At 53.0% G+C, this 24352-nt stretch carries 24 protein-coding genes; 22 read left to right on the top strand and 2 right to left on the bottom strand.

What is annotated here, in order from left to right:
* Positions 1–607: 607 nt before the first annotated feature.
* The 17 genes from loaP (K9U15_RS09425) (at position 608) to K9U15_RS09345 (ending at position 17947) form a co-directional block, all read left to right on the top strand.
* Positions 608–1126 (top strand): antiterminator LoaP, encoded by a 519-nt coding sequence (loaP, locus tag K9U15_RS09425; protein WP_096226905.1) that lies wholly within the window; start codon positions 608–610, stop codon positions 1124–1126.
* Positions 1127–1435: 309 nt separating this feature from the next.
* On the top strand, positions 1436–1945 hold the full coding sequence (gene loaP, locus K9U15_RS09420; RefSeq protein WP_096226904.1) for an antiterminator LoaP: 510 nt from the start codon (positions 1436–1438) through the stop codon (positions 1943–1945).
* A gap of 27 nt (positions 1946–1972) precedes the next feature.
* Positions 1973–2254: a hypothetical protein gene (locus K9U15_RS09415; protein WP_096226903.1), complete on the top strand. Its 282-nt coding sequence runs from the start codon at positions 1973–1975 to the stop codon at positions 2252–2254.
* A 2-nt stretch (positions 2255–2256) separates the two neighbouring features.
* A complete protein-coding gene (locus K9U15_RS09410; RefSeq protein WP_227153982.1) occupies positions 2257–3099 on the top strand; it encodes a sugar transferase in 843 nt (280 codons plus the stop codon).
* A gap of 9 nt (positions 3100–3108) precedes the next feature.
* Positions 3109–4455 (top strand): sugar phosphate nucleotidyltransferase, encoded by a 1347-nt coding sequence (locus tag K9U15_RS09405; protein ID WP_301155967.1) that lies wholly within the window; start codon positions 3109–3111, stop codon positions 4453–4455.
* Between the two features lie 30 nt (positions 4456–4485).
* The gene (locus K9U15_RS09400) at positions 4486–5859 is read left to right on the top strand and encodes a UDP-glucose/GDP-mannose dehydrogenase family protein (RefSeq protein WP_096226901.1); all 1374 of its coding nucleotides are present in this window, start codon (positions 4486–4488) and stop codon (positions 5857–5859) included.
* A 12-nt stretch (positions 5860–5871) separates the two neighbouring features.
* Complete coding sequence (locus tag K9U15_RS09395) at positions 5872–7740, top strand: alginate lyase family protein (RefSeq protein ID WP_123649922.1); 1869 nt, start codon at positions 5872–5874, stop codon at positions 7738–7740.
* A gap of 2 nt (positions 7741–7742) precedes the next feature.
* Complete coding sequence (locus tag K9U15_RS09390; protein WP_256172794.1) at positions 7743–7871, top strand: hypothetical protein; 129 nt, start codon at positions 7743–7745, stop codon at positions 7869–7871.
* A 33-nt stretch (positions 7872–7904) separates the two neighbouring features.
* Positions 7905–9251: a phenylacetate--CoA ligase family protein gene (locus K9U15_RS09385; RefSeq protein WP_096226899.1), complete on the top strand. Its 1347-nt coding sequence runs from the start codon at positions 7905–7907 to the stop codon at positions 9249–9251.
* Positions 9248–10462 (top strand): glycosyltransferase family 4 protein, encoded by a 1215-nt coding sequence (locus tag K9U15_RS09380; RefSeq protein ID WP_123674514.1) that lies wholly within the window; start codon positions 9248–9250, stop codon positions 10460–10462. The genes K9U15_RS09385 and K9U15_RS09380 overlap by 4 nt, the downstream gene beginning before the upstream one ends.
* A gap of 2 nt (positions 10463–10464) precedes the next feature.
* Entirely contained in the window at positions 10465–11511 is a 1047-nt protein-coding gene (locus tag K9U15_RS09375) for a glycosyltransferase family 4 protein (protein ID WP_096226897.1), read from the top strand.
* Positions 11512–11526: 15 nt separating this feature from the next.
* Positions 11527–12846, top strand: coding sequence for a nucleotide sugar dehydrogenase (locus K9U15_RS09370; protein ID WP_096226896.1), 1320 nt, complete (start codon positions 11527–11529; stop codon positions 12844–12846).
* 35 nt (positions 12847–12881) lie between these two features.
* Positions 12882–13337, top strand: a complete 456-nt coding sequence (locus K9U15_RS09365; protein WP_096226895.1) for a serine O-acetyltransferase — start codon at positions 12882–12884, stop codon at positions 13335–13337.
* The gene (locus K9U15_RS09360) at positions 13337–14092 is read left to right on the top strand and encodes a hypothetical protein (protein WP_096226894.1); all 756 of its coding nucleotides are present in this window, start codon (positions 13337–13339) and stop codon (positions 14090–14092) included. Before K9U15_RS09365 ends, K9U15_RS09360 begins: the two co-directional genes overlap by 1 nt.
* Before the next feature lie 32 nt (positions 14093–14124).
* Positions 14125–15234, top strand: a complete 1110-nt coding sequence (locus tag K9U15_RS09355; protein ID WP_157780531.1) for a glycosyltransferase — start codon at positions 14125–14127, stop codon at positions 15232–15234.
* Positions 15231–16529, top strand: coding sequence for an O-antigen ligase (locus tag K9U15_RS09350; RefSeq protein ID WP_096226892.1), 1299 nt, complete (start codon positions 15231–15233; stop codon positions 16527–16529). Before K9U15_RS09355 ends, K9U15_RS09350 begins: the two co-directional genes overlap by 4 nt.
* Entirely contained in the window at positions 16526–17947 is a 1422-nt protein-coding gene (locus tag K9U15_RS09345; RefSeq protein ID WP_123674516.1) for a lipopolysaccharide biosynthesis protein, read from the top strand. The genes K9U15_RS09350 and K9U15_RS09345 overlap by 4 nt, the downstream gene beginning before the upstream one ends.
* A gap of 374 nt (positions 17948–18321) precedes the next feature.
* On the opposite strand, the gene K9U15_RS09340 is transcribed toward K9U15_RS09345, so the two are convergent.
* Positions 18322–18600 carry a hypothetical protein gene (locus K9U15_RS09340; RefSeq protein ID WP_096226890.1) on the bottom strand — a complete coding sequence of 93 codons (279 nt, stop codon included), beginning with the start codon at positions 18598–18600 and terminating at the stop codon, positions 18322–18324.
* Between the two features lie 58 nt (positions 18601–18658).
* Positions 18659–19582 (bottom strand): helix-turn-helix domain-containing protein, encoded by a 924-nt coding sequence (locus tag K9U15_RS09335; RefSeq protein ID WP_154249256.1) that lies wholly within the window; start codon positions 19580–19582, stop codon positions 18659–18661.
* 515 nt (positions 19583–20097) lie between these two features.
* On the opposite strand from K9U15_RS09335, the gene K9U15_RS09330 reads away from it, so the two are divergent.
* From K9U15_RS09330 to ftsZ, 5 genes are all read left to right on the top strand, one after another.
* The gene (locus K9U15_RS09330) at positions 20098–20742 is read left to right on the top strand and encodes a hypothetical protein (RefSeq protein WP_123674519.1); all 645 of its coding nucleotides are present in this window, start codon (positions 20098–20100) and stop codon (positions 20740–20742) included.
* 13 nt (positions 20743–20755) lie between these two features.
* Entirely contained in the window at positions 20756–21481 is a 726-nt protein-coding gene (locus K9U15_RS09325) for a reverse transcriptase domain-containing protein (protein WP_301156105.1), read from the top strand.
* A gap of 91 nt (positions 21482–21572) precedes the next feature.
* Complete coding sequence (locus K9U15_RS09320) at positions 21573–22691, top strand: AAA family ATPase (protein ID WP_331712879.1); 1119 nt, start codon at positions 21573–21575, stop codon at positions 22689–22691.
* 85 nt (positions 22692–22776) lie between these two features.
* Positions 22777–23037 carry a hypothetical protein gene (locus K9U15_RS09315; protein ID WP_227153985.1) on the top strand — a complete coding sequence of 87 codons (261 nt, stop codon included), beginning with the start codon at positions 22777–22779 and terminating at the stop codon, positions 23035–23037.
* 171 nt (positions 23038–23208) lie between these two features.
* The gene (gene ftsZ / locus K9U15_RS09310; protein WP_041239412.1) at positions 23209–24345 is read left to right on the top strand and encodes a cell division protein FtsZ; all 1137 of its coding nucleotides are present in this window, start codon (positions 23209–23211) and stop codon (positions 24343–24345) included.
* The last annotated feature ends 7 nt before the right edge of the window (positions 24346–24352 follow it).

Raw genomic sequence — 24352 nt, 5'->3', positions numbered from 1 at the left:
CGCGGATTTTCCGTTGCTCGCGAGCTGGCACTTCATAATGCCATGGTTCTAAGATACCGTTGACGACCTGTTGCCTGGAAGAGTCGACGGCGGATGGCTCTGCGTCGCTGCGCGAGCGGAAGGACCGTGAAGCCAGCGGCATCCCCATGCCGGCGAGCGGAAGGCGGCCCGGCGGTCTTTTCCGCGCCCTTACTGCTCCCGGCTGTGGTTACTGTGCGAAATGAATGCGAAAGCAGCAGGGGGAGGGGGTGTTTTCTAATTGCTAGATCGTTTATGCTCTGTTACCATCTTGATGCGGAACACGAATGATCCTGTGCGCTTCGGCGCTTCGACGTTTACCAGATAGGTTCGAGACATGAGCGTGGCGACTCCCACAAAAGACTCGCTCGATGGACGCATCTTTGCGCCCGCGGATCGCTCTGCCCTCATGCCCGCGGCTGCCCCTGCCGCCGAAGCCGATCGCCTAAAAATGCCCCACGGGGGGGGGCGCTCTGAAAGAGGGTGCCGCGAGCGGCGCATCGAACCCGGCCGGCTAAGCCGGCGCACCTCCGAACTTCCCACAACCTCATCGATTGACGCCGCGGGCGAGGCAGCCCGCGGCGTTCGCATGCCCGCGTCCGTGGGCTGGCACGTGCTGCAGGTGGTCCCCGGCCAGGAGCAGTCCATGGCGGAGCGCGCGGCGAGCCTCGTGGGCCCGGAGCTTCTGAGCGCGTGCTTTCCCTTGCGCTATGAGCTGCTCAAGAAGCAGCAGGGCGCGTGGCGCCTTGTGACCGAGGTCATGTTCCCCGGCTACGTGTTCCTGGCCACGGGCGACATCGACGCCGTGCGCGAGCGCCTGAAGCTGTCCACCTCCTTCGCACGCCTTCTGGGCGCGGGCGACGCCATCTTCTCCCTCACGCCCGAGGAGGCGGCCTTCGTCTCCGAGTTCGGGGGTGCGGGGCATGTGGTGGGCATGTCCGAGGGCGTGATAGAGGACGGGCGCACCGTGGTGCGCAGCGGCCCCTTGCGGGGGAGGGAGGACCTCATCCGCAAGATCGACCGGCACAAGCGGGTGGCGTTTCTGGACGTGGGGCTGCTCGACCAGGTGCGGGTGCGGGTGGGGCTCGAGATCACCAGGAAGACGTGACGATTGGGGCTCCGCTGCTAGCAGGAGCCTGACCTGCGGCAAGGCAGCTTTTTGCAGGGAGGCCGGTCCTGGCGCCGACGGCGCCGCACCGATCTCCCTGCAGGAAACTGCAGGCGCCTCGCAAGGGGCGCGAACCTTTTCGACATACCTTGATGCGCGAAAACGATGCCACGTGTGCGTTTCGGCCAGCCTCTTGGGAATGAATAGCCGTCGCGAAGCTTGAAGCGGTATGCCCCGCGCCCGAGAGGGCCAAGGGGCGAAGCCGTGGCCTCGCGCAGTCGACCCGAGATGGCGCGAGGAGGTGTGCGTATGTGGTATGTGGTTCAAACGATGGCCGGGCGGGAGTTCGCCGTCCAGCGCCAGATCGAGCAGTTCGCGAGCGACGATGTGCTCGACGAATGCTTCGTCCCCCAGTACGAGGTGCAGAAGCACCTGCGCGGCGAGTGGCGCACCTGCACCGCCGTGCTGTTCCCCGGCTACCTGATCGTGGTGAGCGACCATATTGCCGAGCTGCAGGCGCAGCTGAAGCAGATCCCCCAGTTCGCGAGCGTCTTGAACAACGACGGCACGTTCATTCCCCTGGAACCGCACGAGGTGGCTTGGATCGACGCCTTCACCGAGAAGGAGCACCGCGTGATCGGCATGTCGGAAGGCGTGATAGAAGGCGACCAGATAGTCGTCCTGAAGGGCCCGCTGGTGAACCGCACCGGCTGGATCAGGAAGATCAACCGCCGCAAACGCACCGCGTATTTGGAGATAGAGATGTTCGGCAGGACGATCCAGACCAAGATCGGCCTGGGAATAGTACGGAAGCGATAAGGACAGGGATGGCCCGGTAGGGCGAACATGGAAGACGTGCTTGACAACGAAATAGAGATGGATGAGGTGCTGGAGATGGGGTCGGGTGCTATCGGGTACGATGAGGCGATCGAGAGCCCCGTCCCACGAGGTGCCCTTAAGGTGCTGCTGCCCGGCGACGACGTCATGGGGCTCGAGGAGCACAAGGTGGGTGGCGGGCCGGACTACCGCTGCCACCGTGCTGTGTCTTCCTCCCGGCGAACGGATGGTGTTCGCTATCCGGCTTTCGGCGCCATGGACTACTTGGGCCGTCGACAGACGGTGACGTAGGCATGAGCGAAGCGCAAACTGCCGCGAGCATGGATGGCGGAGGGGCTATTAAGCTTTCCGAAGCTGACTTGGACAAAGAAGAAACGCAGGAGGCTGCCGTCGAAGGCGAATGGAGCTATCACCGCGGTTACGCCTTTGACGTGGGAGCCGAGGAAACTGCTAGCCCTAGCAGCGCTGCACGCGCCAAGAGGATCCGCGCGGAGATCGGCGACGAGCCACTGACGGGCATCGAGAGCCGACCGGTCTACTGTGCTATCAAGCGCGCCTTCGACATCGTTTTCAGCGCCGCCGTGCTGATCTGCTTCTGCTGGCTGTTTGCCATTATTGCCATCGTTATCAAGATCGATGATCCGAAGGGCCCGGTGCTGTTCAAACAGGAACGTGTAGGGAAGGACGGCAAGACCTTCACCATGCACAAGTTCCGCACTATGTGCGTGGATGCGGAGGATAAACTGCCGGAGTTGCAAGCCCTCAATGAAAAGGATGGCCCAGTCTTCAAGATTGCCCGGGATCCCCGCAACACTCGCGTGGGACGTGTTCTGAGAAAGGCCTCACTTGACGAAACCATCCAATTTTTCGATGTTTTAACTGGGAAAATGTCCATCGTAGGCCCGCGTCCGGCTTTGCCGAAGGAAGTGGCAACATACGACGACTATCAACGCCAACGTTTGCTGGTGAAGCCGGGCATCACCTGCTATTGGCAGACCCGTCGCAACCGCGACACCGTCACTTTTGACGAATGGATCGACCTTGACCTGCTCTACATCAAGAAGTGCAGTGTCTGGAGCGACTTTAAACTCATTATTCAGACCGTCGGCGTCGTGCTGACAATGCAGGGAAGCTAGCGGTATGTAATGCAAATAATCCTTCTCTCCGGTGGATCGGGAACACGTCTCTGGCCGCTCTCCAACAACTCCAGAAGCAAGCAGTTTCTTAAAGTCCTGCGCAACTCCAATGGTAAATCGGAGTCTATGGTGCAGCGTACATACAGGAAGATTTCCTCTGTCGCTCCGACGGCAAAAATCACTATCGCTACGTGCGCCACCCAGGTGCAGTCAATCGCGATGCAGCTCGAAGACAGCTGCGATGTGGTAGTCGAGCCCGAGCGTAGGGATACGGCGTCCGCTATCATGCTTGCTTGTGCGAACCTGGCTTACAGAAAAGGCGTTTCGCCAGATGAGACCGTAGTCGTAATGCCTATTGATACCTACGCGGATGATGGCTACTACGCAACTCTCTTAAAACTTGATTTTACGGTACAACAAGACGTCGCTGAACTTACGCTTATGGGCGTGAAGCCTAGTTTTCCTTCAACGAAGTACGGTTACATCGTTCCGACCACTTCAAAAGACGCTGTGCAGAAGGTATCCACTTTTCAGGAAAAGCCGGCTAAGGAGATGGCGCAGGAGCTTATCGAAAAAGGCGCTCTGTGGAACTGCGGCGTGTTTGCTTTCAAGTTGCGGTACATGGTGGACATATTGTCCGTATATACCGATATCAAAGACTTTGATGAGCTTGTTGCCCATTACTCAGACTTGCCCAAGAATTCCTTCGACTATGAGGTGGTCGAGAAGGCTGAATCGGTAGCTGTGGTTCCTTGTGACGCCAGCTGGAAAGACTTGGGCACCTGGAATACCTTGTCTGAGGAGATGGCCGACAACTATTCTGGCCGTGCGGTTATCGATGAGAAAACCTGCGAAAAACTGCACGTGATTAATGAAACCGGGTTGCCGTTAGTCGTAGCTGGCATCAGCGATGCTGTGGTTATTGCAACGCATGACGGAATTCTTGTTTCGGGTAAGCAGGAAAGCGCCTACATAAAGAAACAGGTTGAAGAAGCTGCCGCCAGTCGTCCGATGTACGAGAGCCGCCGTTGGGGCGAATATAGAGTTATAGACGTCGGCCTATACCCAGACGGCAATAAGGCTCTGACAAAAGAGTTGATCATTGGTGCTGGAAAGCAGCTGAGCTATCAGCTTCATGAGCACCGAAGCGAAATATGGACCATTGTGAGCGGTGGCGGGCAAGTGGTTTTAGACGACGTTGTTGCAGATGCGAAATGCGGCGACGTGATTCAAGTCGCTAAAGGAGTCAAGCATTCAGTGAGAGCTTTCAGGGATCTGCACGTGATAGAAGTGCAGCTCGGCGATGTCCTTGAAGAGGAAGACATCCGGCGATTTGGGAATTACTGGGACGATTAGCCGCTAGGCCGGTTTTGAAAGGAAGCGTAAATGAACATTAGCATTTTCGGTCTAGGCTATGTTGGCTGCGTGGGAGCAGCTTGTTGCGCAAAGCTGGGACACCACGTTATTGGCACGGATCCTGTTGAGAACAAAGTGAACCTTATCAACGAAGGTCGCGCCACCATAATCGAGGCTGAAATCGATGACTTGGTGAAAGAGGCGCACGAAGCCGGCAGGCTGGAAGCTACCACTGACGCTGACTATGCCGTTGTTAACAGTGACATATCCTTCATTGCCGTGGGAACACCTTCAACGCCGCAAGGCCACTTGAAACTCGACTACATCTTTGAAACTGCGCGGCAGATCGGTGAGGCGATTGCGAAGAAGGACGATTTTCATGTGGTCGCAATCCGTTCAACTGTGCTGCCGGGAACCAACGCCAATGTGGCTCGAATCATCGAGGAAGCTTCCGGCAAGAAGGAAGGCTCCGGCTTTGCGATGGTCTCCAACCCTGAATTCCTCCGCGAAGGAACGGCCGTCAAGGATTATCTGAATCCGCCCCTGAGCCTTGTGGGCACCGCTAGCCCTAAGGCTGAGCAAATGATGCGCGAGCTTTACAAGGACATTCCCGCTGAATTTATTACTACCGACGTTCCTGTGGCAGAAATCATGAAGTATGTGAACAACACATACCACGGCCTGAAAATCGTCTTTGCGAACGAGGTTGGCAATATATGCAAAGCTTTGGACATCGATTCCCATAAGGTCATGGAGATCTTCTGCAAGGACGAGCAGCTCAACATCAGCCCCTGTTATTTCAAGCCGGGCTTTGCCTACGGCGGCAGCTGCCTTCCCAAGGATTCTAAGGCCCTGCGTACCTTGGCACACGACAACTATATTGACGTCCCAGTGATAAATGCCATCAACCCGTCAAATGAGCTCCAGAAGCAGCGGGCTTTGAAAATCATTGAGTCCAAGGGCCGTCGCAAAGTCGGCATCCTGGGCCTCAGCTTCAAGAGCGGCACAGACGATCTGCGTTGCAGCCCAATCGTCGATGTTATCGAAGGCTTGCTGGGCAAGGGATACCAGGTAAGCATCTACGATAGGAACGTGAAGGTTTCCAGCGACACCAACACGAACAAAGACTTCATCATGTCCAAGATTCCCTTCATGTATGAGTTCGTGACCGATGACCTCGATGCCGTTTGTTCTGGATCGGACGTTCTGGTCGTAACCAACAAAGAAAAGGAATTCTCTGACATCCCTCAGCAGTATCCTGGCAAAGCCATCGTTGACTTGGCTCGTATGTGGGACAGCTTGGACTATGAAGGCAACTATGAAGGCATTAGCTGGGGCAACATCAACAGCAACGCCTCCCAAGCCGAAGCCATTGAAGCTGATATGGCAAAGACCGAGTTCTAGGGACTTTACGACGTGGTAGGCATCAAATGGTTGGTAAATAGGCTGAAGGCGATGAGTCCTGCTGAAATTGCATGGAGGCTTCAGCAAAAGAGCCTGCAGAACAAAGAGAAGAGGCGATTCGCAGATTCGCGCGTAAGCGCCTGCGGCGAAGTGCTTTCTTCCAAGTATGTCAGCCTCAAGTTTTATGCCGCGGCGCTCCATCTGAATTTGGAGAATACTAGCTATGGCTTGAATGAGGATATCAACCTGCTGGGGTTTAAATACGAGGACTTCAAGGGCAAATGGCATGCTGGCTTCCAGACGGAGAACGAATGGCCACAGCAATTCGCCTATTCGCTGGAATACAGGCAGCGAGACGAAATAGGCGACGCAAGAACGAACTGGGAATTGAACAGGCACTTCCAGTTCGCCATTCTCGCAAAGAACTACAGGGCCTCGGGGGACGAGCGATATCTTCATGATTTGAAAGACCAGCTTAACGATTGGGATAAGCAGAACCCTTTCCTGGTTGGCATCAGCTGGACAAGTGTTATGGAGCTGGCGATCAGGGCGATCAATTGGATGTACACCTTGGCGTTCCTGGAGGATGTGGACGAGCTAGAGCTGAAGAGAAAGCTTGCGGTCGGCGCAATCAACATGGTCGACCACATCGAGCAGCATAGGAGCCGATTCAGCTCTGCGAACAATCACCTGCTGGTAGAGGCTGCCGCTATAGGCATCGCTGGGTTCGCATTTTCGTATAAGCCGTGGGTGACGTTGGCCATTGAGATATTGACGGAGGAGCTCGAGCGCCAGAACTACGGCGATGGCGTCAATAAGGAGCTCAGTCTTCACTATCAGGTTTTCGCGATGGAGGCCTACGCCCTTGTCGGCAATCTGCTTCTTAAAAACGGAGGGTCCATCCCAGTCGAATGGGCTTCCATGCTGAAGAAGCAGTGTCGCTACGTGTCGGACTGCCGCGGGGCTTTTGGCGAAGTGGTCGTTTTTGGAGACGACGACGAGGGAAAAATCCTGGATCTGGTTGGAAAAGGAGCAGACCGGTATGCCTACATCCTCCAGTTCATGAGCACGCTGCTCGACGAGCGCTATGACGCGATGGAGCAAACCGATGAAACCCTGCATTGGCTTTTCGATGAGAGCGAGATTGGTGGGGCTAAGCGTAAACCGCTCTACGACAACGCCCATAATGCCTGCTACAGGGAGGGCGGCAACACCATTCTCAAGAGTCGCGACGGGCGCATTCTTATAGGAATCGACCATGCTGCCTTGGGCTTTGGAAGCATTGCCGCTCACGGTCATGCAGACGCCCTGAGCTTTCAAATGTTTGTAGATGGGAGTCCGGTCTTCATCGACCCTGGCACATATATCTACCATTGCAATCTGCCCATGCGCAACAGCTTGCGCAAAACGTCAAACCACAACACTGTCTGTGCTGACGGAAAAGACCAGTCGGAAATGCTCGGCGCCTTTCTGTGGGGCCGAAAGGCAAACTGCAAGTTGTTGAGTTACGAGGAGAGAGACGACGGTGGCGTCGAACTCGTTGCAGAGCACGATGGCTATGCGCCGTTGGTTCACCGCCGTACCTTTGAGTTTGACGGGCGGCGATTCCTGGCGATCCGAGATGAATTATTTAATGATGCAGGTGATGGCTTTTGTGGGGATGCGATTTTTGCTTGTCCTGAATCTCTTGTTTTAAGCAGGGGGGAAGGAGGGATTGCATTTAAGTTGGGTGATGTGAGCGGGCAAATCGAATCTTCTGGTATCGATCCGTCAGTTGAAAAAGCATCATTTTCTGCAAATTATGGAGTTCTTCAGCCTGGAAAGAAAATTAAATACCGCTTTTCGGGAATTTTGAAATCAACCATAAGGGTGAGTAGTTAAGTATGGCTAATTATTTCCAGTCACTTGAAAAGCGAGCAACCACTCTTCCAGGCATGACTGCCGTTTCAATGCTGCTTGATGCTGCCAAAGTTGCAGGATTGTGTTACGAAGACCTCTCTGCCTATCTATGATTGCCCTCGCCATCGGCTCGGAGGACGAAATTAATGAATAGCGAAAAACTTAAGAACATGTATGAAAATATGCCCAAGGGCATAAAGCATTTGCTGGCCCCATTGTTCGTGCAGGCAATGATTGGAAACCCTCACTATAAAGAGATGCATAAAAGACTCGAGGACTTTGACTGCATGTCTGAGGAGGATCAGCTGGCAATTCAATTTAGAGAATTGAAGAAGCAGTGTGTCTATGCGTACCAGCACACGGAGTATTACAAGGAGCTTTTCGACAGTATCGGATTCAACCCAAAAGACATGTCTTCGTTCGAAGGTTTTGAAAAAGTCCCTCTCATTGACAAATTTATAGCTCAAGAACAGGGAAATAAGCTCTACTCCGATGAAGATATTGATTGTTATGAGGGGCATACATCGGGAAGCACAGGAAAGGTGTTTCGGGTATTGCTCGATCGGGCGTCAATCTATCGCGAGCGTGCCGTGGTTTGCCATTTTATGGAGAAGTTTGGCTACGACGCACGACGAACCAGAACCCTTGCTCTCTGGGGTCATAACAAGGACTCCGATTACTATTATTCGCCTTTGAAAAACGAGATTGTGATTTCGCCGTTTAGGCTTTTCAAGAGCGAAGAATTCGATTCTGTTTGGGGGATCATAGAAGCCTATTCTCCTGAAGTTGTGGCAGGTTATCCCTCTGCTATTTCGGTTCTCTGTGATTTGATCAGGAGAAACAAGAAAAAGCTAGATTTAAAGTTCGTCCTCTTTTACGGAGAAGGTTCGTCAGAGTCTGACCGAAGGCAAGTCGAAGAGGTGCTTCATTGCCCATGCATTACCTACTACGGCCATACCGAGAGATGTGCGTTCCTGGAGAGAGACAGGGATGGCTATAGAATTAATCGACTATACGGATACACCGAGCTGCTCCCAACCGATGAATCGGATGTGTTTAGGATTGTGTCCACGGGTTTTCTGAGCAAGAAAATGCCTCTGGTAAGGTATGCGACTGATGATTATGTCGTAATTGATAAGAATGGCCATATGGAGGTTCGTGGTCATACGACGTCGGAAGCTAGAATCATTGCAAAGAATGGCGCACGCATATACAAGGGAACAGTTTCACCGCATTCCGGCCCCTTTGAAAAGGTGCGCTTGTATCAGTATGTTCAAGATCGCCCAGGCCATGTGTTCTTAGACGTGGTCATGGACGAGCCTTTTGCGGAAGAGGACCGCGATACTCTGGCCGCCTATTTTGAAAGAAAATGCGAAGGCCTCCTAGACATTGAAATTCGTGAAGTCGAGGAGTTGCGAACAAACAAGCGTGGAAAATACGCATGGCTTATTGATGAAATCGATTACTCGAAATACCCGGAGTTCAAAAAGTGAGTGAGCAAAATCGAAAAATTCTAATCATTGTTGAAAACCTTCCCGTTCCTTTTGACACCCGTGTTTGGCAGGAAGCGACGACGCTTGCGGCCAATGGCTACGAAGTTAGTGTGATTTGCCCGAAAGGAAAAGGCGCAACAGCTGAGATGGAAGAGTTAGAAGGTGTTCATATTTACCGGCATGACCTCCCTGAGGCCAATGGCGTTGTCGGGTACGTGCGGGAATACTACGGCGCTCTTAAGGCTCAGCGTGAGCTTGCGGAGATTGTCTATCGGGAACACGGGTTTGACGTCATTCATGGTTGCAACCCGCCCGATGATATCTATATGGTTGCCAAGAAGTTCAAGAGCCGTGGCGTTGACTATGTATTTGATCATCACGACATCTGCCCCGAACTCTTCGAGGCCAAATTCGGAAAAAAAGAAGAGCTTGGCCTTGTAAAAAAGATGCTGTACAAGAGTCAGACCTATCTGGAAAAAAAGACGTACCAGAACGCAAAATTTGCATTTGTGACCAATGAGAGTTACCGGAGCATCGCCATTGAGCGTGGAGGAATGGATCCGAATCGCATAATCGTATTGCGCAGCGGCCCGAAACTTGAGCGCATGCGTATTCAACCTAGCGACGAGAGCATCAAGCGTGGCAAGAAGTATATGGTCGGCTACCTGGGTGTTATCGGGCAACAGGAGGGGATCGAATATCTCTTGGAAGCCGCGAAGATTATCAAGAAAGCCCGAAATGACGTGTTCTGGGGGATTGTGGGAGGCGGGCCGCATCTGGATGCGCTGCGTAAGATGTCGTCCGACATGGGGCTTGACGATTGTGTTGAGTTCACCGGCAGGGTGAGCGATGAAGATTTGCTCCGTTACCTGAACACAGCAGATATTTGCGTGAACAGCGACGAGTTCAATCCTATGAACGACAAGTCGACCATGAATAAGATTTTAGAGTACATGGCCCTTGCGAAGCCGATCGTCCAGTTTGATTTGACCGAAGGTCGGTTTAGCGCTCAGGATGCAAGCCTCTATGCTGAGCCCAACAACCCTGCGAACATGGCAGAGAAGGTCGTCAAGCTCTTGGAGGATCCAGAGCGTCGCAAGACCATGGGCGAATACGGCCGCAACCGGGTTGTGAACGAACTTAGCTGGGGGCATACCAGTCAAGCGCTGCTCGACGGTTATGAGCGCTATTTTGCGGGGGAATTTGATTAGAGATGAAACAAGTTCTCCTTTTGTCGAACAAAGTGCTGCATTATCGAGTCAAGGTCTACAATGACCTCGCGCCGATACTTGAAGAACACGGTTATGCTCTTAGCGTTGCCGGAGATTCGTTTCAGGATGACGTCAATCCTATTAGGTTCGATTGCGTAAAACTTGAATCGCTGAAGGACTGGAAAGCGGCCATTGATGCCAAGAAGCCCGAAGCAGTGATTTTGTTTTTACACCTCAAAGATGGAATCCTGTTTGATGTGATTAGCTACTGCAAAAAACATCAGATAAAGGTCATCTATTGGAACCATGGCATAAACATTGCCGATCCAAATAACATCGTCAAGAACGCAGCATTTCATAGGGTTCATTCAAAGTGCGATGCCCTTATAACGTATATGCCCTGCATGCGGAAACATTTTAAGAAAAAGAACCAGCACAAGCTTTTTATTGCTCCCAATACGCTAAGTTTTTCTGGAATTGATAGATCCCAGTACGACAACCATGCTCTGAGGGCAAAATACGGCATATCGCAGTCGTTTGTCGTTTTGTTCGTGGCTAGAATCAATCAGAATCGAAGGTTGGAGCTCCTTACAGAGGGGCTAAAGGAATTTCCTCAAATAGGCCTAGTTGTTGCGGGGCCTGGTATGTCCGATGACGTATTAGCCTCCGTGAACTCCCATGAAAATTTTTATTATTTTGGAGAACGCTATGGCGATGAAGTTTGCGAGCTGTTCGCGTTGGCGGATGTTTTTAGCGTTCCCGGATCAGCTGGACTTGCCGTAAACGAGGCCATGTTTTGGGGCTTGCCCTTTTTTATGTTAAGCGAAGGTGTTCACGGGCCCGAAAAAGAGTATGTCGTTGATGGGGAAAATGGGGTTGTGGCGAAAAACGAGAACCAGCTCATTTCCGAACTAGTTGGCCTTTCCGTTGATCGTGAAAGGCTCGGCAAGATGTCCGAAAGCTGCAAGGATACTTTCGCCAAAGAAATGAGCATCGGCGCTATGGCGTCTGGCTTTATTGAGGCGCTGGATTATTGCTTCAATTCTTGATAGGAGGGAACGAGTGTGAGCGTTTATGAGCAGTTGGTGCAAGGGCAGACAAAGTTATCCCTTATCGGTTTGGGCTATGTGGGCATGCCTATCGCCGTTGAGTTCTCCAAACATGTTCAGGTGGTTGGCTACGACATCAATTCACGGAAGATCAACCAGTACGAAAATGGCATTGATGTGACAAACGAGGTTGGATCCGAAGCGCTGAGGGAGTGCAAGGTCGAGTTTACGGATGATCCTGAGAGACTTAAAGAGGCCTTGTTCCACATCATTGCTGTTCCCACGCCCATCAATTTGGACAAAACACCCGATTTGACGCCAGTTGTCGGTGCGTGTGAGACACTTGGGCCAAGGTTGATGCCTGGCTCTGTTGTTGTTTTCGAGTCGACGGTCTATCCGGGCGTCACCGAAGATGTTTGTGTTCCGATTTTGGAAAGAGAGTCGGGCCTGAAATGTGGCATTGATTTCAAAGTTGGTTACTCTCCCGAGAGGATCAACCCGGGCGACCGGGTGCATACCTTGACGACGATCCGTAAGATAGTTTCCGGTATGGACGCGGAGTCTCTTGAGGACATCAAGAATGTCTATAACATTGTTATAGCGGCTGGCACCTATCCTGTTTCAACCATTAAGACCGCTGAGGCAATTAAAGTTGTTGAAAACAGCCAGAGAGATATCAATATTGCCTTCATGAACGAACTGGCAATGGTTTTTGATCGCATGGGCATTGACACCAATGAGGTAATTGACGGAATGAATACCAAATGGAATGCCTTGGGATTCAGACCGGGTCTCGTCGGTGGCCACTGCATAGGTATTGATCCTTATTACTTTACATACGAGGCGGAGAAACTGGGCTATCATTCTCAGATTATCCTTGCTGGCCGCAAGGTGAATGACGATATGGGCGGTTTCGTTGCGGATGCGATAATCAAGCAGCTTGTGCGAGCTGGAAAAGCTCCGAAGGATGCGCGAATAGTGATCATGGGGCTTACCTTCAAAGAGAACTGTCCGGATATCAGAAACACAAAGGTAGTCGACATTATTGCGGGTCTTGCCGACTACGGCGTTGTTCCGACGGTGGTGGATCCATGGGCTGACAAGGAAGAGGCTAGGCGTTTCTACAATGTCGACTTGATGGATTTTGAGGCGGTTCAGGCCGACTGCGTGGTCCTTGCTGTTGCTCATGAACAATTCAAACAGAAGTCTGTTGAAGAGTGGGATGCTTTGTTTAGCCAAGCTGTTCCTGTCGAGCAGCGAGTCGTCATTGATGTGAAGGGACTTATTAATCCCAACGAGGCGGCTGCTTTGGGTTGGTCGCTGTGGCGACTGTAATTGGCGAATGAAGCCTCCGATAGTTAGGTAGTGGCATGAGCACATATGGTATGTATAAAGCATCTCGATGGTTCTATCTGCGGCATATTCCTTTTTTTCCTAAAATTTTAAAGGGCGTCAATTACTTGTTTCATAGTTGCGTGGTGCCATATGACTGCGAGATTGGCGAGGGCAGCAAGTTCCTATACGGCGGTTTAGGGACGGTCGTTGTAAGGAACGCAAAAATTGGAAAACATGTGCTAATAGGCACGAATGTGACAATAGGGGGGCGCTCCAATAAGCCGGGAGCGCCTGTCATTGGCAACAATGTTTACATTGCCACCGGCTCAAAGGTTCTTGGCGAAGTAACCATTTCTGATAACGTTATTATTGGAGCAAACGCAGTGGTCATCCATGACGTGCCCAGCAATTGCTCTGTCGCTGGCGTTCCTGCGAGGATTATCAAGGAAAATATTAACGTGAACGAATATTGCAGCTTGGGGAGATATTAATGATTACATTCGGCATTCCCCTTAGAAGTGCAAAGGCGTCAAGCGACTGGGAAAAGGTTCAGATGTTTTTCAACAGAACCTTGTGGTCGGTATACAACCAGACCGATCCTGATTTCAGGGTTATAGTGGCTTGTCATGAAAAGCCGCATCTTGCGCATTCCTATGATGAGAGAGTTGAGTTTATTGAGGTAGATGCGTCAATTCCCGGAGACCCCGATGCGATGATGAGGGATAAAGGCTATAAGGTTCATGAGATCGCCATGAGGGTGCGTGCGTTAGGTGGCGGTTTCGTTATGCTTGTCGACGCAGACGATATTCAGAGCAACAGGATTGCTGGATTTGCGAACTCTCATCAATCATCGAATGGGTTCTATGCAAAAAATGGCTATTTCTACCACGTTGGCAATGGCTTCGTGAAGTCTGGCTCTCATTTTCCAAATGGAAGTTCAACGATAGTGAAATACTCCGCTGAAGATTTGCCTGAAAAGCATTACGAACCGTTGACCTCGTCTAATAACCTTAATCCGCACATTATTCGTAAGAGGCACGGCGATATCCCTCGCATTTGCAAAGAACTCGGACGCCCGCTCGAACCTCTTCCTTTTAAAGCGAGCATATATGTTCGCGACACGGGGGACAATCACTCTCTGATGGGTCGAGGATATTCAAAAGTACGGCTTGTGGAGCAAGCTTTCCGGCGAAAAATTCCTCTGTCGGAAATATCGGACGAGTTTTCAATCGAGTGGTCTGATTAGGGTTTGGAAACGGGTCTTCAATGAAGATTTTAATGATCGATCACATGCTTCCGGGAAATTCTTATTCAGCTGAACTTTGCATGGCGCTCGGCTCCAAGGCCAGAGTTTTCCTTGCAACTTCGCATGATATGAAGAGCTCTGATTTAGAAGTTAAGTGCGAGAGGCTGTATCCGATTTTGTTCAACACTTCTCATGGAAATCGAAGCGTGCTCTCTTACATCGAATACTTGATAGGGCTCGTTCGCCTTACAGTCAATATCGCCTTAAACAGTTATGATGTCGTGCACATTCAGACGTTTAAGAAATATGCGATCGAGATGCCCCTTTACGCGGCATTGAAAAAAATCGGCTTGATTGGAACGATGGCCTTTACGGTGCATAACGTTGTGCAGCATGAGGCACAAGCCGGCGAGGCCGAGGCGTATGGCCGCTTCTATGAAAAATGTGATGTGCTTGTAGTTCATAATGGTCTAAGTAAGGCAGAGTTAGAGCAATCGCTTTCAAGCAAGGCCCCTGCGGCTACGATTATGCCTCACGGCTGTTACTCGAAAAGGCCAGCCAAAAAGGCCGAGAAGCGAGATCCAGTTTGTTTTCTTTCTCTGGGAGTGATGAGAAAAAACAAAGGTATCGATATCCTGCTCCAAGCCGCGGCCTTGTTGGAGCCTTCTTACAGAAAACGCTGTCGAATCGTGATCGCCGGCGCGAAAGATAAAAACAATTCCACAGACTACTTAGAGCTATCGAGACAGCTCTCCGTGGAATCGTTCGTTTTGGTGAGGCCGGGTTTCGTTGAAGAAAATGATTTAGAAAATCTGCATCAGGAAGCCGATTACTGCGTTTTTCCCTACTTGAATATTTACGGCAGCGGAGCCTTGCTAATGGCATATTCCTATAAAAAGCCAGTGATTGCCAGTGATATTCCGGCATTTGTGGAGGAAACGGATTCTGGAAGAACTGGCTACTTGTTTCGTTCTGGGGATGTTGAGTCACTGGCTGAGGTAATTCGAAAATCGATCAATGCTTGTGACGACGAATACGAGAACCGCGTAAAGGCGGTTGAAGAGCTGAGGCTTGAAAAATATAACTGGGATAAGTCTAGCGATATACTAATCGATTCATACAAAAAGGTGCTATTCCGATGAGTGCCGCAGATCTACATATCATAGAGCTTAGAACGAAAAAAGGGAAAGGGGCGGGGTTCAGATGTTTATTGCTGACCGTCGTGCTCGTCCGCCTTTTCGGGGTTCCTGGAACGTTGGATAGGCTCATTGGCGGTATGGTGACAAGTCCACTTACCGCTCTTGTTTATGCGATGATGGCAGCATATGTTACTTGGCATTTTTTGGTTAATGGCGCCATTTTGAAAACGAAAATTACCTTCCCCTTTTTTAGCGTCGTGCTGTTTTTTCTCTGCATTGGGATATCGTCTTTTATCAGCCAATATGTTCCTAGCTCTGGTTTGTGGAATGTTGCTCGGCTTGCGCTGTTGGCTCTATTCGCCTTTTCTGTGGCCGATTCGTTCAACCTTGAAAACCTGCTCAAATCTGTGTTTATTGCAGTTGCGATAGTCTTCCTCTGCTGCTCTCTTGCTTTTTTTCTGCCAGGCTATGGGTTTGTCGATTATGAAACAACGAGAGCCTTTACGGGAATATGGACAACGAAAAATGTCTGCGCGGGTTTTATCGCATTCTGTATTCTGTTTTTACTCGGACTGCTGGTCTATTTGCCACAGGACAAGAGTCTAACGCTATCTATTCCGCGGTGGATTCTTGTATTGATGCTTCTAGGCTTTGGGGGAATGCTCTTGTCGGCAGATGCGCTTGGTGGATTAATTTGCACAGTTGTGCCAGCGGCTTTCGTCGTTTTGGATAGGAGGGGAGTCCTTTCTCTAAAACGAAAAGGGACTTTCTGGGTTCTTCTCAGCGTGGGTTTTCTTTTGTTTGCCACGGCGATACTTCCGCTATTTTCTGACGTGCTAGCGATTTGGGGCAAAACCTCAGATCTCACAGGGAGAACAACAATATGGAAATCTATTTCGCAGCTCGTTCTTGAAACATCACCGTTGTTCGGCTTTGGATATGGTGATTTTTGGTCTGAAGAGAGTCCGGTCTATTTCTTAATAAAATCTGTCTATGCTGCGAATGGTTTGGGGGCTGTGCATACGGGGTCGCATAATGCGATTGTCGAATTACTGCTGATGTTCGGGCTGACAGGCGTATTGTCATATCTTCTGATGCTTGCTGTAGTGTTTGACAAATCGCGGTATGCTAAAAATCAAATGCAAAACCAATTGATCAGTGCATTTCTTGCGTACTTTATGCTCTATTGCTTAGCGGAGCGGTCGTTGTCCTACATAGGTCTTCAGACGTTCGTCTTGTTCCTGTGCATCGCTGTGATTCTTGCCTCGTTCAACGCGGAAAGAGAAAACCCACAATGACGGCGCTGCCTCAGGAAAACCAAGGAATAAAGAAAAATCTTGCCTATGCGTTTAGCGCGCAAGGTGTTGCTCTCCTGTCGAGTATCTTGATGTCTCTGATTGTCCCCAAAATCCTTGCGGTGGAGGAATATGCATATTGGCAGTCTTTTTTGCTGTACGCAGGGTATTCTGGGTGCCTTCTTGTCGGGATTAACGACGGCTTGTATTTGCGTATTGGTGGTCAACGTTACGGGGACCTTGATCACGCCGGGATAAAAGCGCAAATGGTTCTGGTGCTAATCCTGGAATTCTTCTTTTCGGCGCTTTTGATTGCCTTTGCCTTGCTTGCTAGGTTGAGTGCCCAGTTTTGTCTGATTGCCGCCGCTTTGTCCATATACACAATTGTCGTGAATCTGGCCAACTACCTTTCCTATGTTTTTCAGGCGGTCAATCTAACGCAAATTTTCTCGAAAGCGGCAATTATTACCAAGGCCTCCTTTTTCATAATGATTGTGGCGGCCCTAGTTCTCGGTGCAGGTGATTATCGTGTCATAGTAGCTTTCTACATTGTGAGCCAGTGTTTTTCGACGGTGTATCTGTTGTATAGCGGTCGTCAAATACTGCAGGCTCGTTTTTCGTTTTCCGGAAAAAATCGTGATGTGCTTCATGCAACCAAGATCGATATAGGCGCTGGCATGAAAATCATGATTTCCTACTATGCAGGTACTTTTATTATCGGTTTTGGTAGGATGCTTATCGAGCCAAACTGGGATTTAGCGACGTTTGGCTATTACTCTTTTGCCGTGTCCCTTGTTTCTTTTGTCATTTCATTTGCCGGTCAGGTTTCTATGGTGCTGTTCCCGCATATAAAAAGAGCTTCGAAAGAAGCCCAAAAAGAAAACTTTGTCAAAATCCGAAGCATCCTTGCGCTTTTTTTACCCATTGCATACGTGCTTTATTTTCCGTGTTGCATATTCTGTGAGTTTTGGCTTCCTCAGTATAGCCAATCGCTAATATATTTAGGACTCTTGTTTCCCATCTGCATTTTTGATTGCAGAATGAGCATGCTGTGCGTTCCGTATTTTAAGGCTCTTCGAAAGGAAAACAAACTACTCATTGCAAATGTTGTTGCAATGTGTGTCAGCGTTGTGTTGTCCTTTTTTTCGGTCTTCTTGTTCCACAACCTTGTGCTGCTGGCCGTTTCGATGCTGTCAGGAATAGTTACAAGAAACCTTATCTCAGAATTTAATCTGGCGCGATCGTTTGGACTAAACTTATTCCCCCATTCCATTAGAGAGCTCTTATTGGCTATTTGCTTTATTTTCGTTGTCATGATCGACGGCGGCTGGAGCTACGTTTTTGGTTCGATCGCATTGGTCGTTTATTACTTTTTCGAATGCTTCTCGTTGAAGAAAACCAGGGAGAAAGGTGGAATGTAGTTCTACCGTTGTGATTCTAAGGCAAGTGTTCTGCTGCTTTTGAACGAAGCGAAAGGCAGCGCACGCTGCCGGTAGATATTGGCCTATATGCCCTGTGCAAATCATACCTTAGAGGGGTGGTTCATGATTGTGGTTTCGGTTGAATTGCGAAGCTATCCGAACGTTCTCTCCTAGATAGGCGTTTGCGCAGTTAGCCGGACGTTTTGCAATGCGGCATACCCCCTGTTTTGATTCACGGCCAGGGGGTATGCCGGCTTGTCGGTGTGTACGGATGAGTTCGCGGGCAGGCTACGCCACGCCCTCCGTGCCCGCTCGCAGGCTCATCCGGACGGCTCGATATACCTATGACCGGGAAGGTTATATTTTGGAAGGCGCTAGGCCAGCGGCGGCAGGCCCCTCTCCTCCCGATCCCGGTCGACGGCGCCGATCGTCAGGTCGAGCCTGCCGTAGGGCACCTCCTCGATGCCGAGCGCGTCCATGAGGGCGGCCGCGGCCTCCGGGTCGGCGGCCTCGAGCATCGCCGTGGGCGACAGGCCCATGAGGGAGGGCCTCGGCTCCGAGTTGAGCTGGCTCATGACGACGGCCAGATCGCGGCCGTCCAGTTCGTCGAAGGAGATCCCCCGGCCCTTGGGCAGGAGCTTGCGGAGCTCCACGTGGTTTCGCTCGCATCCTCCCTTCTGCTGGGACGCTCGCACGTCGCAGTAGTAGACTTTAGTCCGGGCCGTCCCGTGGAAGGCCGAGCGCTCGAGGGCCTCCGTGTCCGAGAACTCGCACCCGTTGTCCGTGAGGACGAGCCCGAATAGGCGCTGGAAGAGGGGCTTCCCGATCGCTCTTTCCAGCATGTCGAGCGCCGCGGCAACGGCGCTCGACGTCTTCTCGGGCAGAAGCAGGCAGACCTGGACCCTTGCAGGGCTTCGAGTAGAGGGTGAGGATGCACTGCGAGTCCTTGGACAGCCCGATGACCGTGTCCATCTCGGCAGCCCGCGCCCGCCCTTCCTCGGGGAGCGCCGAGAACGCCTTGTACGACCTCTCCGGGCCGTGGGAGGTCGGCTTGGCCGCGGAGGGCTCCCTCCTGGGCTTGTAGCCGACCTTGCGGCGCAGCTCGGCGTCGGACATGCCGGCGTAGCCCGCCGCTATCCAGCGGTATATCGTCGTGGGGTGAACCTTGAACCGATCGGCGCGGCCGCAGGCTATCTGGGCGGGCGAGAGGCCCCGGGCCACGTCCGACCTGATCGTCGCCATGGCCCGCTCGAAGTCGTACTCCTTGGCGTTCACGCCCCTGCGCGCCCCTGACAAGAGCCCGTCGGCGAGCGTCTGGGCGCGCGCCGCCGAGTACTCGCACCGGAGGGCCTTGCCGCATCCGTAGCGGCGGTGCTGGCAGCCGTTGCAGGTCCAAGGCCACGCCTGCAGCCGCGCGCAAGCGTCTTCCGGCGCATCTCCGGCCCGCTCGCCCTTGCCCGGGCCCCGGGCCACCGTGCGGTTGCGCTTGACCTCGTCGGAGATCGAGGCGGGCGAGCGCCCGAGGTCGCGCGCGACGTCGCGGGCCGAGGGCCTCCTCTTCCCGAACTCTCGTTCGATGGAGGCCCGCTCCGACCTCGTGAGCCTGAAGTAGCGCTTCTGCTTCCTCTCTGCCATGATCCTTGCCCCTACGCGGCCGCCCCCTTCGGGCCCGCCCTCGGACAAGGATTCTCGGACTCAACCGTACGCGTTCGGCTAACTTCAAGAGGAAAGGCAAAGTGTTCGGATCAAGTTGCTAATCAACTTGATTGTGGTTTTGACGCCTATTGGCTGATTGAAAAACTTGGGACTTCAAGAACGATAGAGTTAGAGTTAACATGATCTTGCACCGTGGAATTAGCCACGGTGGGGGAACACTGTCGTAAACATCCATCGATGGATGCTCACGAAATCTCCATCAGCTAGGCTAATGGTGCTGACAAACAGCGCGGCGAGGCTCATGGATGCGTTCCTTTCGTCTAAGGCGATTGTGCCGCAGATGAAGATTGCTTTACGGGCTTGACCCGAAAGGCGGCTACCGTTTCGCGATGAAGCGGTAAGGGCTGCGGGATGGCCGCAGCATTTATGTAAGCGAGCCGACCCTGAAATGGACGCCGCCCCTTGATAGGGCCGGCTTGCCGGGCAGACGAGATATGACGGATAGCATTCCTCCTTACATTAAGAAGCCGCATACGATAAAGTCGTACGTTCATTTTGATTTCAGGACTTCGTTCGCCGCCAAGGCCAACCTTGTCATGGATCCTGGTTTTGTAAAAAGCTATGCATTTTATCCCCTCATTCAGAGGGACTTGCGCCGCATGAAGCCCGATGGACATGGCAAGTTTTTTAACGATCCACGTCCTATAAAATACGCCGCACACCTCGATAGATGCATTTATCAGTACTATTCGGGCTTGCTTAATGAACGATACAACGATGTTGCGACCGAAATCGGCATTGGCGATTGCGCTATCGCGTATCGCGCCCATCTCAAGGGGCAGTCAAACTGCGACTTCGCGTTGCGCGCTTTTTCGAAGATGAGAGATCTTGAAGCTTGTTTCGCTTATGCGGGGGATTTCGAGGACTTTTTCGAAACGCTTGATCATGCTTATCTGAAAAAGCAGGTTAGGCGATTGTTCCCTGGCGGTGCGATCCCGGACGATTATTACCATGTGCTGAAGAATGCAACCAGGCATTCGGTTTGGGATATAAGAAAAGCTTCTCGACCACTACGGGCTTCCTTATACGAAGAGCGGCGTCAAACGACTCAACAACAGGGGCAGAGTGCTGAGCTCTGATGAGTTCAAAAACATGGTGGGCGCTTCGGTTGAGCGTCCATGGAGGGAAAACGGAGAAAAGGGTGTACCCCAGGGGCTTCCCATTAGTGGCACGCTAGCGAACATATACATGCTGGAATTTGATGCGGCAGTCAAAGCTGTAGCCGAAAGGCACGACGGTTTATATATGCGCTATTCGGATGATTTCATCTTCGTTGTGCCTACCGAGGAAGGGTTTGAAGAGGGGCGGGATGAGTTTTCACGTTTGGCCGGAACGATGTCGTCGTTGAAGATTCATCCACGTAAGACGCATTCGTTTAGGATGGTTGACGGAGGGGTTTACCTGCTCGACTCGGAAGACGAGCCGAAATGCGCTATCGACTATCTGGGGTTCTCCTTTGACGGTACGTCGGTGAGACTGCGGCAAAGAACTATCGGTCGTTTCTACAAGCGCATGTACAGGAGAGTAGGCCGGTTGTACAAATGGAAGTTCAGGCCAGCAAAAAAACGAGTCGATTCACTTTATCTGGAGTACAGTGATTGGGGCCGCAAGCCTAAGAGAAATGCCAAAGTGCGCGAGCGAGTTAGGAAGAGCGGAGGTCGAGGGAATTTTCTAACTTACGCCGAAAGGGCTCAGAATGCTTTTCCGAATGACCCCATTTTGGTCGACGTGAAAAACCATAAGCGCAAGATTCGGAGACGCGCTAAAAAAGTCCGCGAAAGTGGTCGCCGCCATCGATCGGCATTAAGGTCGACATGAAAAGCTCGACGCACCTCCCCGCTGCGAAAAAAGCGCCGCAAGGGGTTATTGCTCTTTTACGCTTTGTGAAAGGATCCTGATCGCTGGGTCGTTGTTGGTATACTTGGGCTTGCGAACCATATCCGACCGGCGGCGCGTTACTGTTGATATATGCCACGGGAACCTCCTTAAGAATTACGGGCTCGCCTTACTTCGTCGACAAGACGGGGGATATATCTGCATCACGCGTCCGCGTCGGTTAGGCAAGACGGTCAACGCGCAAATGCTGGCGAGCTTCCTCACGCGCGGCTTGGACGCGGCCCCGCTGTTCGAGGGGCTCGAAGTGTCCTGCGACCCTGCGGCCATGGCGCACCTCGGAGCCCACGACGTCATCTACATCGACTTCAGCGTGCTGCCTGACGAATGCGAGAGCTACCGAGATTACATCGACGCCATCCGCGCGGGCATCGTCGACGACCTCCGCGCGTTTGCTCCCGAGGCGGGCGTCGAGCCGCGGATCGGCCTGTTCGCAGCGCACGAATGCGTCTACGATGTCACGAAAGCGCAATTCTGCTTCATCATGGACGAATGGGACTCCCTGTTCTTCAACCCCCTGTTCACCGAGGACGGCCAGCGCTCGTTCCTCATGCTCCTGAAGCAGCTGCTCAAAACCAAGCCCTACGTCGAGCTCTCCCACATGGCGGGCATCCTCTCCATCGCCAAGCACTCCACGGGCTCCGAGCTGAACATGTTCGTCGAGTACGGCGCCGTGGAGGATCTGCGTTACGACCGCTTCTTCGGGTTCACCCAGGACGAGGTGTGCGAGCTCTGCGCTCGGCACCTCGCATGCACACCGGACGCGCGGGTAGGCTACGAGGGGCTCGAGCACTGGTACGACGGCTACCTCACCGAGGACGGCGAGCGCCGCTTCAACCCGCGGTCGGTGGTGCTGGCGCTCATCGACGACAGCCTGCGCAGCTGCTGGACCGAGTCGGGCCCCTACGACGAGATCCACTGCTACGTGCGCAACAACATCGCCGCCGTGCGCGACGACCTGGTGCGCATGGCAGCCGGCGAGCCGGAGCGCGCGGAGATGGAGAACTACGCGGCCTCGTCCATGAGCCTGTCCACCCAAGACGACATATTCCCAGCCATGGTGGTGGCCCTAGCTGTCGGCATTGACTTGCATACGATGACCGATACGCACGACTGCTTCGTTAATGAATGGTGAGTGAGCGGTTTATTGTCGTCCTGCTAGCTCAAGACCTAGTGTGGTGTAATTTCGCTAAAATATTATCACGATGAAGGGAGGAGCTATGAACATCAGGCCGATATCGGATCTGAGGAACCACTACTCGGAAGTCGAACTCGATGTTTTGGAAAGCGGTCCCGTGTTCCTCACGAAGAACGGATACGGTTCCGATCGCTGCAGTATAAAACGAACCGAGAGCGTCCTCTACCTTATTACTGGTTCGAAGTCGGTAACTACATGGTTTTTCTACGTCGTATTCGACGATGTGATGGAAATCCGGCGCTTCCTCTACGGTGCTCGCGACCTCACGAAGATGCTGCCGTAGGCGCTGCGGTCCCTCCCTTTCCTCCCACCGGTTTCATATTGTGGACGTGCGGTTTTCATTACCGCGGCGTAATTTGCAAATGGTTGAGCATCGTGTACAATAACCCCACGTGAACTGTACCCACGTTGGGAAAACGCAGCATAAAGAAACGCAGCAGGTGTGGAGGATACAATGCCAAACAAAATGGGTTCCGAGCATTTGGCGGTCATCAAGGTCGTCGGCGTCGGCGGCGGCGGCACGAATGCCGTGAACCGTATGGTCGAGGCGGGGGTGAAGGGCGTCGAGTTCATCGCCGTCAACACCGATCGCCAGGCGCTGCTCATGTCGGATGCCGACAAGACGATCCACATCGGCGAGGAGCTGACGCGCGGCCTTGGCGCCGGCGCGAATCCCGAGGTGGGCTGCCAGGCGGCCGAGGAGAGCCGCGCGGAGATCCGCGAGGCGCTGGCCGAGGCGGACATGGTGTTCGTCACCGCCGGCGAAGGCGGCGGCACGGGCACGGGCGCCGCGCCCATCATCGCCGAGATCGCGCGCGAGGAGATCGGCGCGCTGACGGTCGGCGTGGTCACGAAGCCGTTCTCGTTCGAGGGGCGCACCCGCCGCAACCAGGCGGAGCAGGGCGTCGACCTGCTGTCCCAGAAAGTCGACACGCTCATCGTCATCCCGAACGACCGCCTGCTCGAGATCGTGGACAAGAAGACGAGCATGCTCGACGCGTTCCGCATCGCCGACGACACGCTGCGCCAGGGCATCCAGGGCGTCACGGACCTCATCACCATCCCCGGCCTCATCAACCTCGACTTCGCCGACATCCGCACCGTCATGAAGGATGCGGGCACGGCCATGATGGGCATCGGCCTGGCTTCCGGCGAGAACCGCGCGCTCGACGCCGCACAGCAGGCCACGAACTCGAACCTGCTCGAGACGTCCATCGCGGGCGCCTCGCGCGTGCTGTTCTCCATCGCCGGCGGCCCGGACCTCACGCTCACCGAGGTCGACGCGGCGGCCCGCACCGTCGAGGCCTGCGCCGACGACAACGCCAACATCATCTACGGCCAGATCGTGGACGAGGGCATGGGCGACCAGGTGCGCATCACCGTCATCGCCACCGGCTTCAAGGCAAGCGCGCAGCAGCAGTCCTCCATGGACTTCTCGCGCAAGGACCTGTTCGCGTCCACGACGCCCGAGCCTGCCGCGCCGTCCATCCCGCAGCAGTCCATGCCGCCGGTGTCGTTCTCCACGTCGTCGAACAACGGCCGCTTCGCGGACGAGGACTACATTCCCGACTTCCTGAAGCGCCAGCGCTAGGGGCCGC

Origin of the sequence: Gordonibacter sp. RACS_AR68 (genome assembly GCF_030418485.1) — a bacterium.
In the GTDB taxonomy this organism is placed as follows: Bacteria; Actinomycetota; Coriobacteriia; order Coriobacteriales; family Eggerthellaceae; genus Gordonibacter; species Gordonibacter urolithinfaciens.
This window is presented reverse-complemented; position numbering and strand designations above follow the sequence as displayed.

Coding starts and splice junctions, on each gene's coding strand:
- K9U15_RS09410 (WP_227153982.1), top strand. CDS start 2,257: ATGAGCGAAGCGCAAACTGCCGCGAGCATGGATGGCGGAGGGGCTATT.
- K9U15_RS09355 (WP_157780531.1), top strand. CDS start 14,125: ATGATCGATCACATGCTTCCGGGAAATTCTTATTCAGCTGAACTTTGC.
- K9U15_RS09350 (WP_096226892.1), top strand. CDS start 15,231: ATGAGTGCCGCAGATCTACATATCATAGAGCTTAGAACGAAAAAAGGG.
- K9U15_RS09345 (WP_123674516.1), top strand. CDS start 16,526: ATGACGGCGCTGCCTCAGGAAAACCAAGGAATAAAGAAAAATCTTGCC.
- K9U15_RS09415 (WP_096226903.1), top strand. CDS start 1,973: ATGGAAGACGTGCTTGACAACGAAATAGAGATGGATGAGGTGCTGGAG.
- K9U15_RS09335 (WP_154249256.1), bottom strand. CDS start 19,582: ATGGCAGAGAGGAAGCAGAAGCGCTACTTCAGGCTCACGAGGTCGGAG.
- K9U15_RS09385 (WP_096226899.1), top strand. CDS start 7,905: ATGAATAGCGAAAAACTTAAGAACATGTATGAAAATATGCCCAAGGGC.
- K9U15_RS09400 (WP_096226901.1), top strand. CDS start 4,486: ATGAACATTAGCATTTTCGGTCTAGGCTATGTTGGCTGCGTGGGAGCA.
- loaP (WP_096226905.1), top strand. CDS start 608: ATGCCCGCGTCCGTGGGCTGGCACGTGCTGCAGGTGGTCCCCGGCCAG.
- ftsZ (WP_041239412.1), top strand. CDS start 23,209: ATGCCAAACAAAATGGGTTCCGAGCATTTGGCGGTCATCAAGGTCGTC.
- K9U15_RS09365 (WP_096226895.1), top strand. CDS start 12,882: ATGAGCACATATGGTATGTATAAAGCATCTCGATGGTTCTATCTGCGG.
- K9U15_RS09325 (WP_301156105.1), top strand. CDS start 20,756: ATGGTGGGCGCTTCGGTTGAGCGTCCATGGAGGGAAAACGGAGAAAAG.
- K9U15_RS09315 (WP_227153985.1), top strand. CDS start 22,777: ATGAACATCAGGCCGATATCGGATCTGAGGAACCACTACTCGGAAGTC.
- K9U15_RS09405 (WP_301155967.1), top strand. CDS start 3,109: ATGCAAATAATCCTTCTCTCCGGTGGATCGGGAACACGTCTCTGGCCG.
- K9U15_RS09390 (WP_256172794.1), top strand. CDS start 7,743: ATGGCTAATTATTTCCAGTCACTTGAAAAGCGAGCAACCACTCTTCCA.
- K9U15_RS09330 (WP_123674519.1), top strand. CDS start 20,098: ATGACGGATAGCATTCCTCCTTACATTAAGAAGCCGCATACGATAAAG.
- K9U15_RS09360 (WP_096226894.1), top strand. CDS start 13,337: ATGATTACATTCGGCATTCCCCTTAGAAGTGCAAAGGCGTCAAGCGAC.
- K9U15_RS09375 (WP_096226897.1), top strand. CDS start 10,465: ATGAAACAAGTTCTCCTTTTGTCGAACAAAGTGCTGCATTATCGAGTC.
- loaP (WP_096226904.1), top strand. CDS start 1,436: ATGTGGTATGTGGTTCAAACGATGGCCGGGCGGGAGTTCGCCGTCCAG.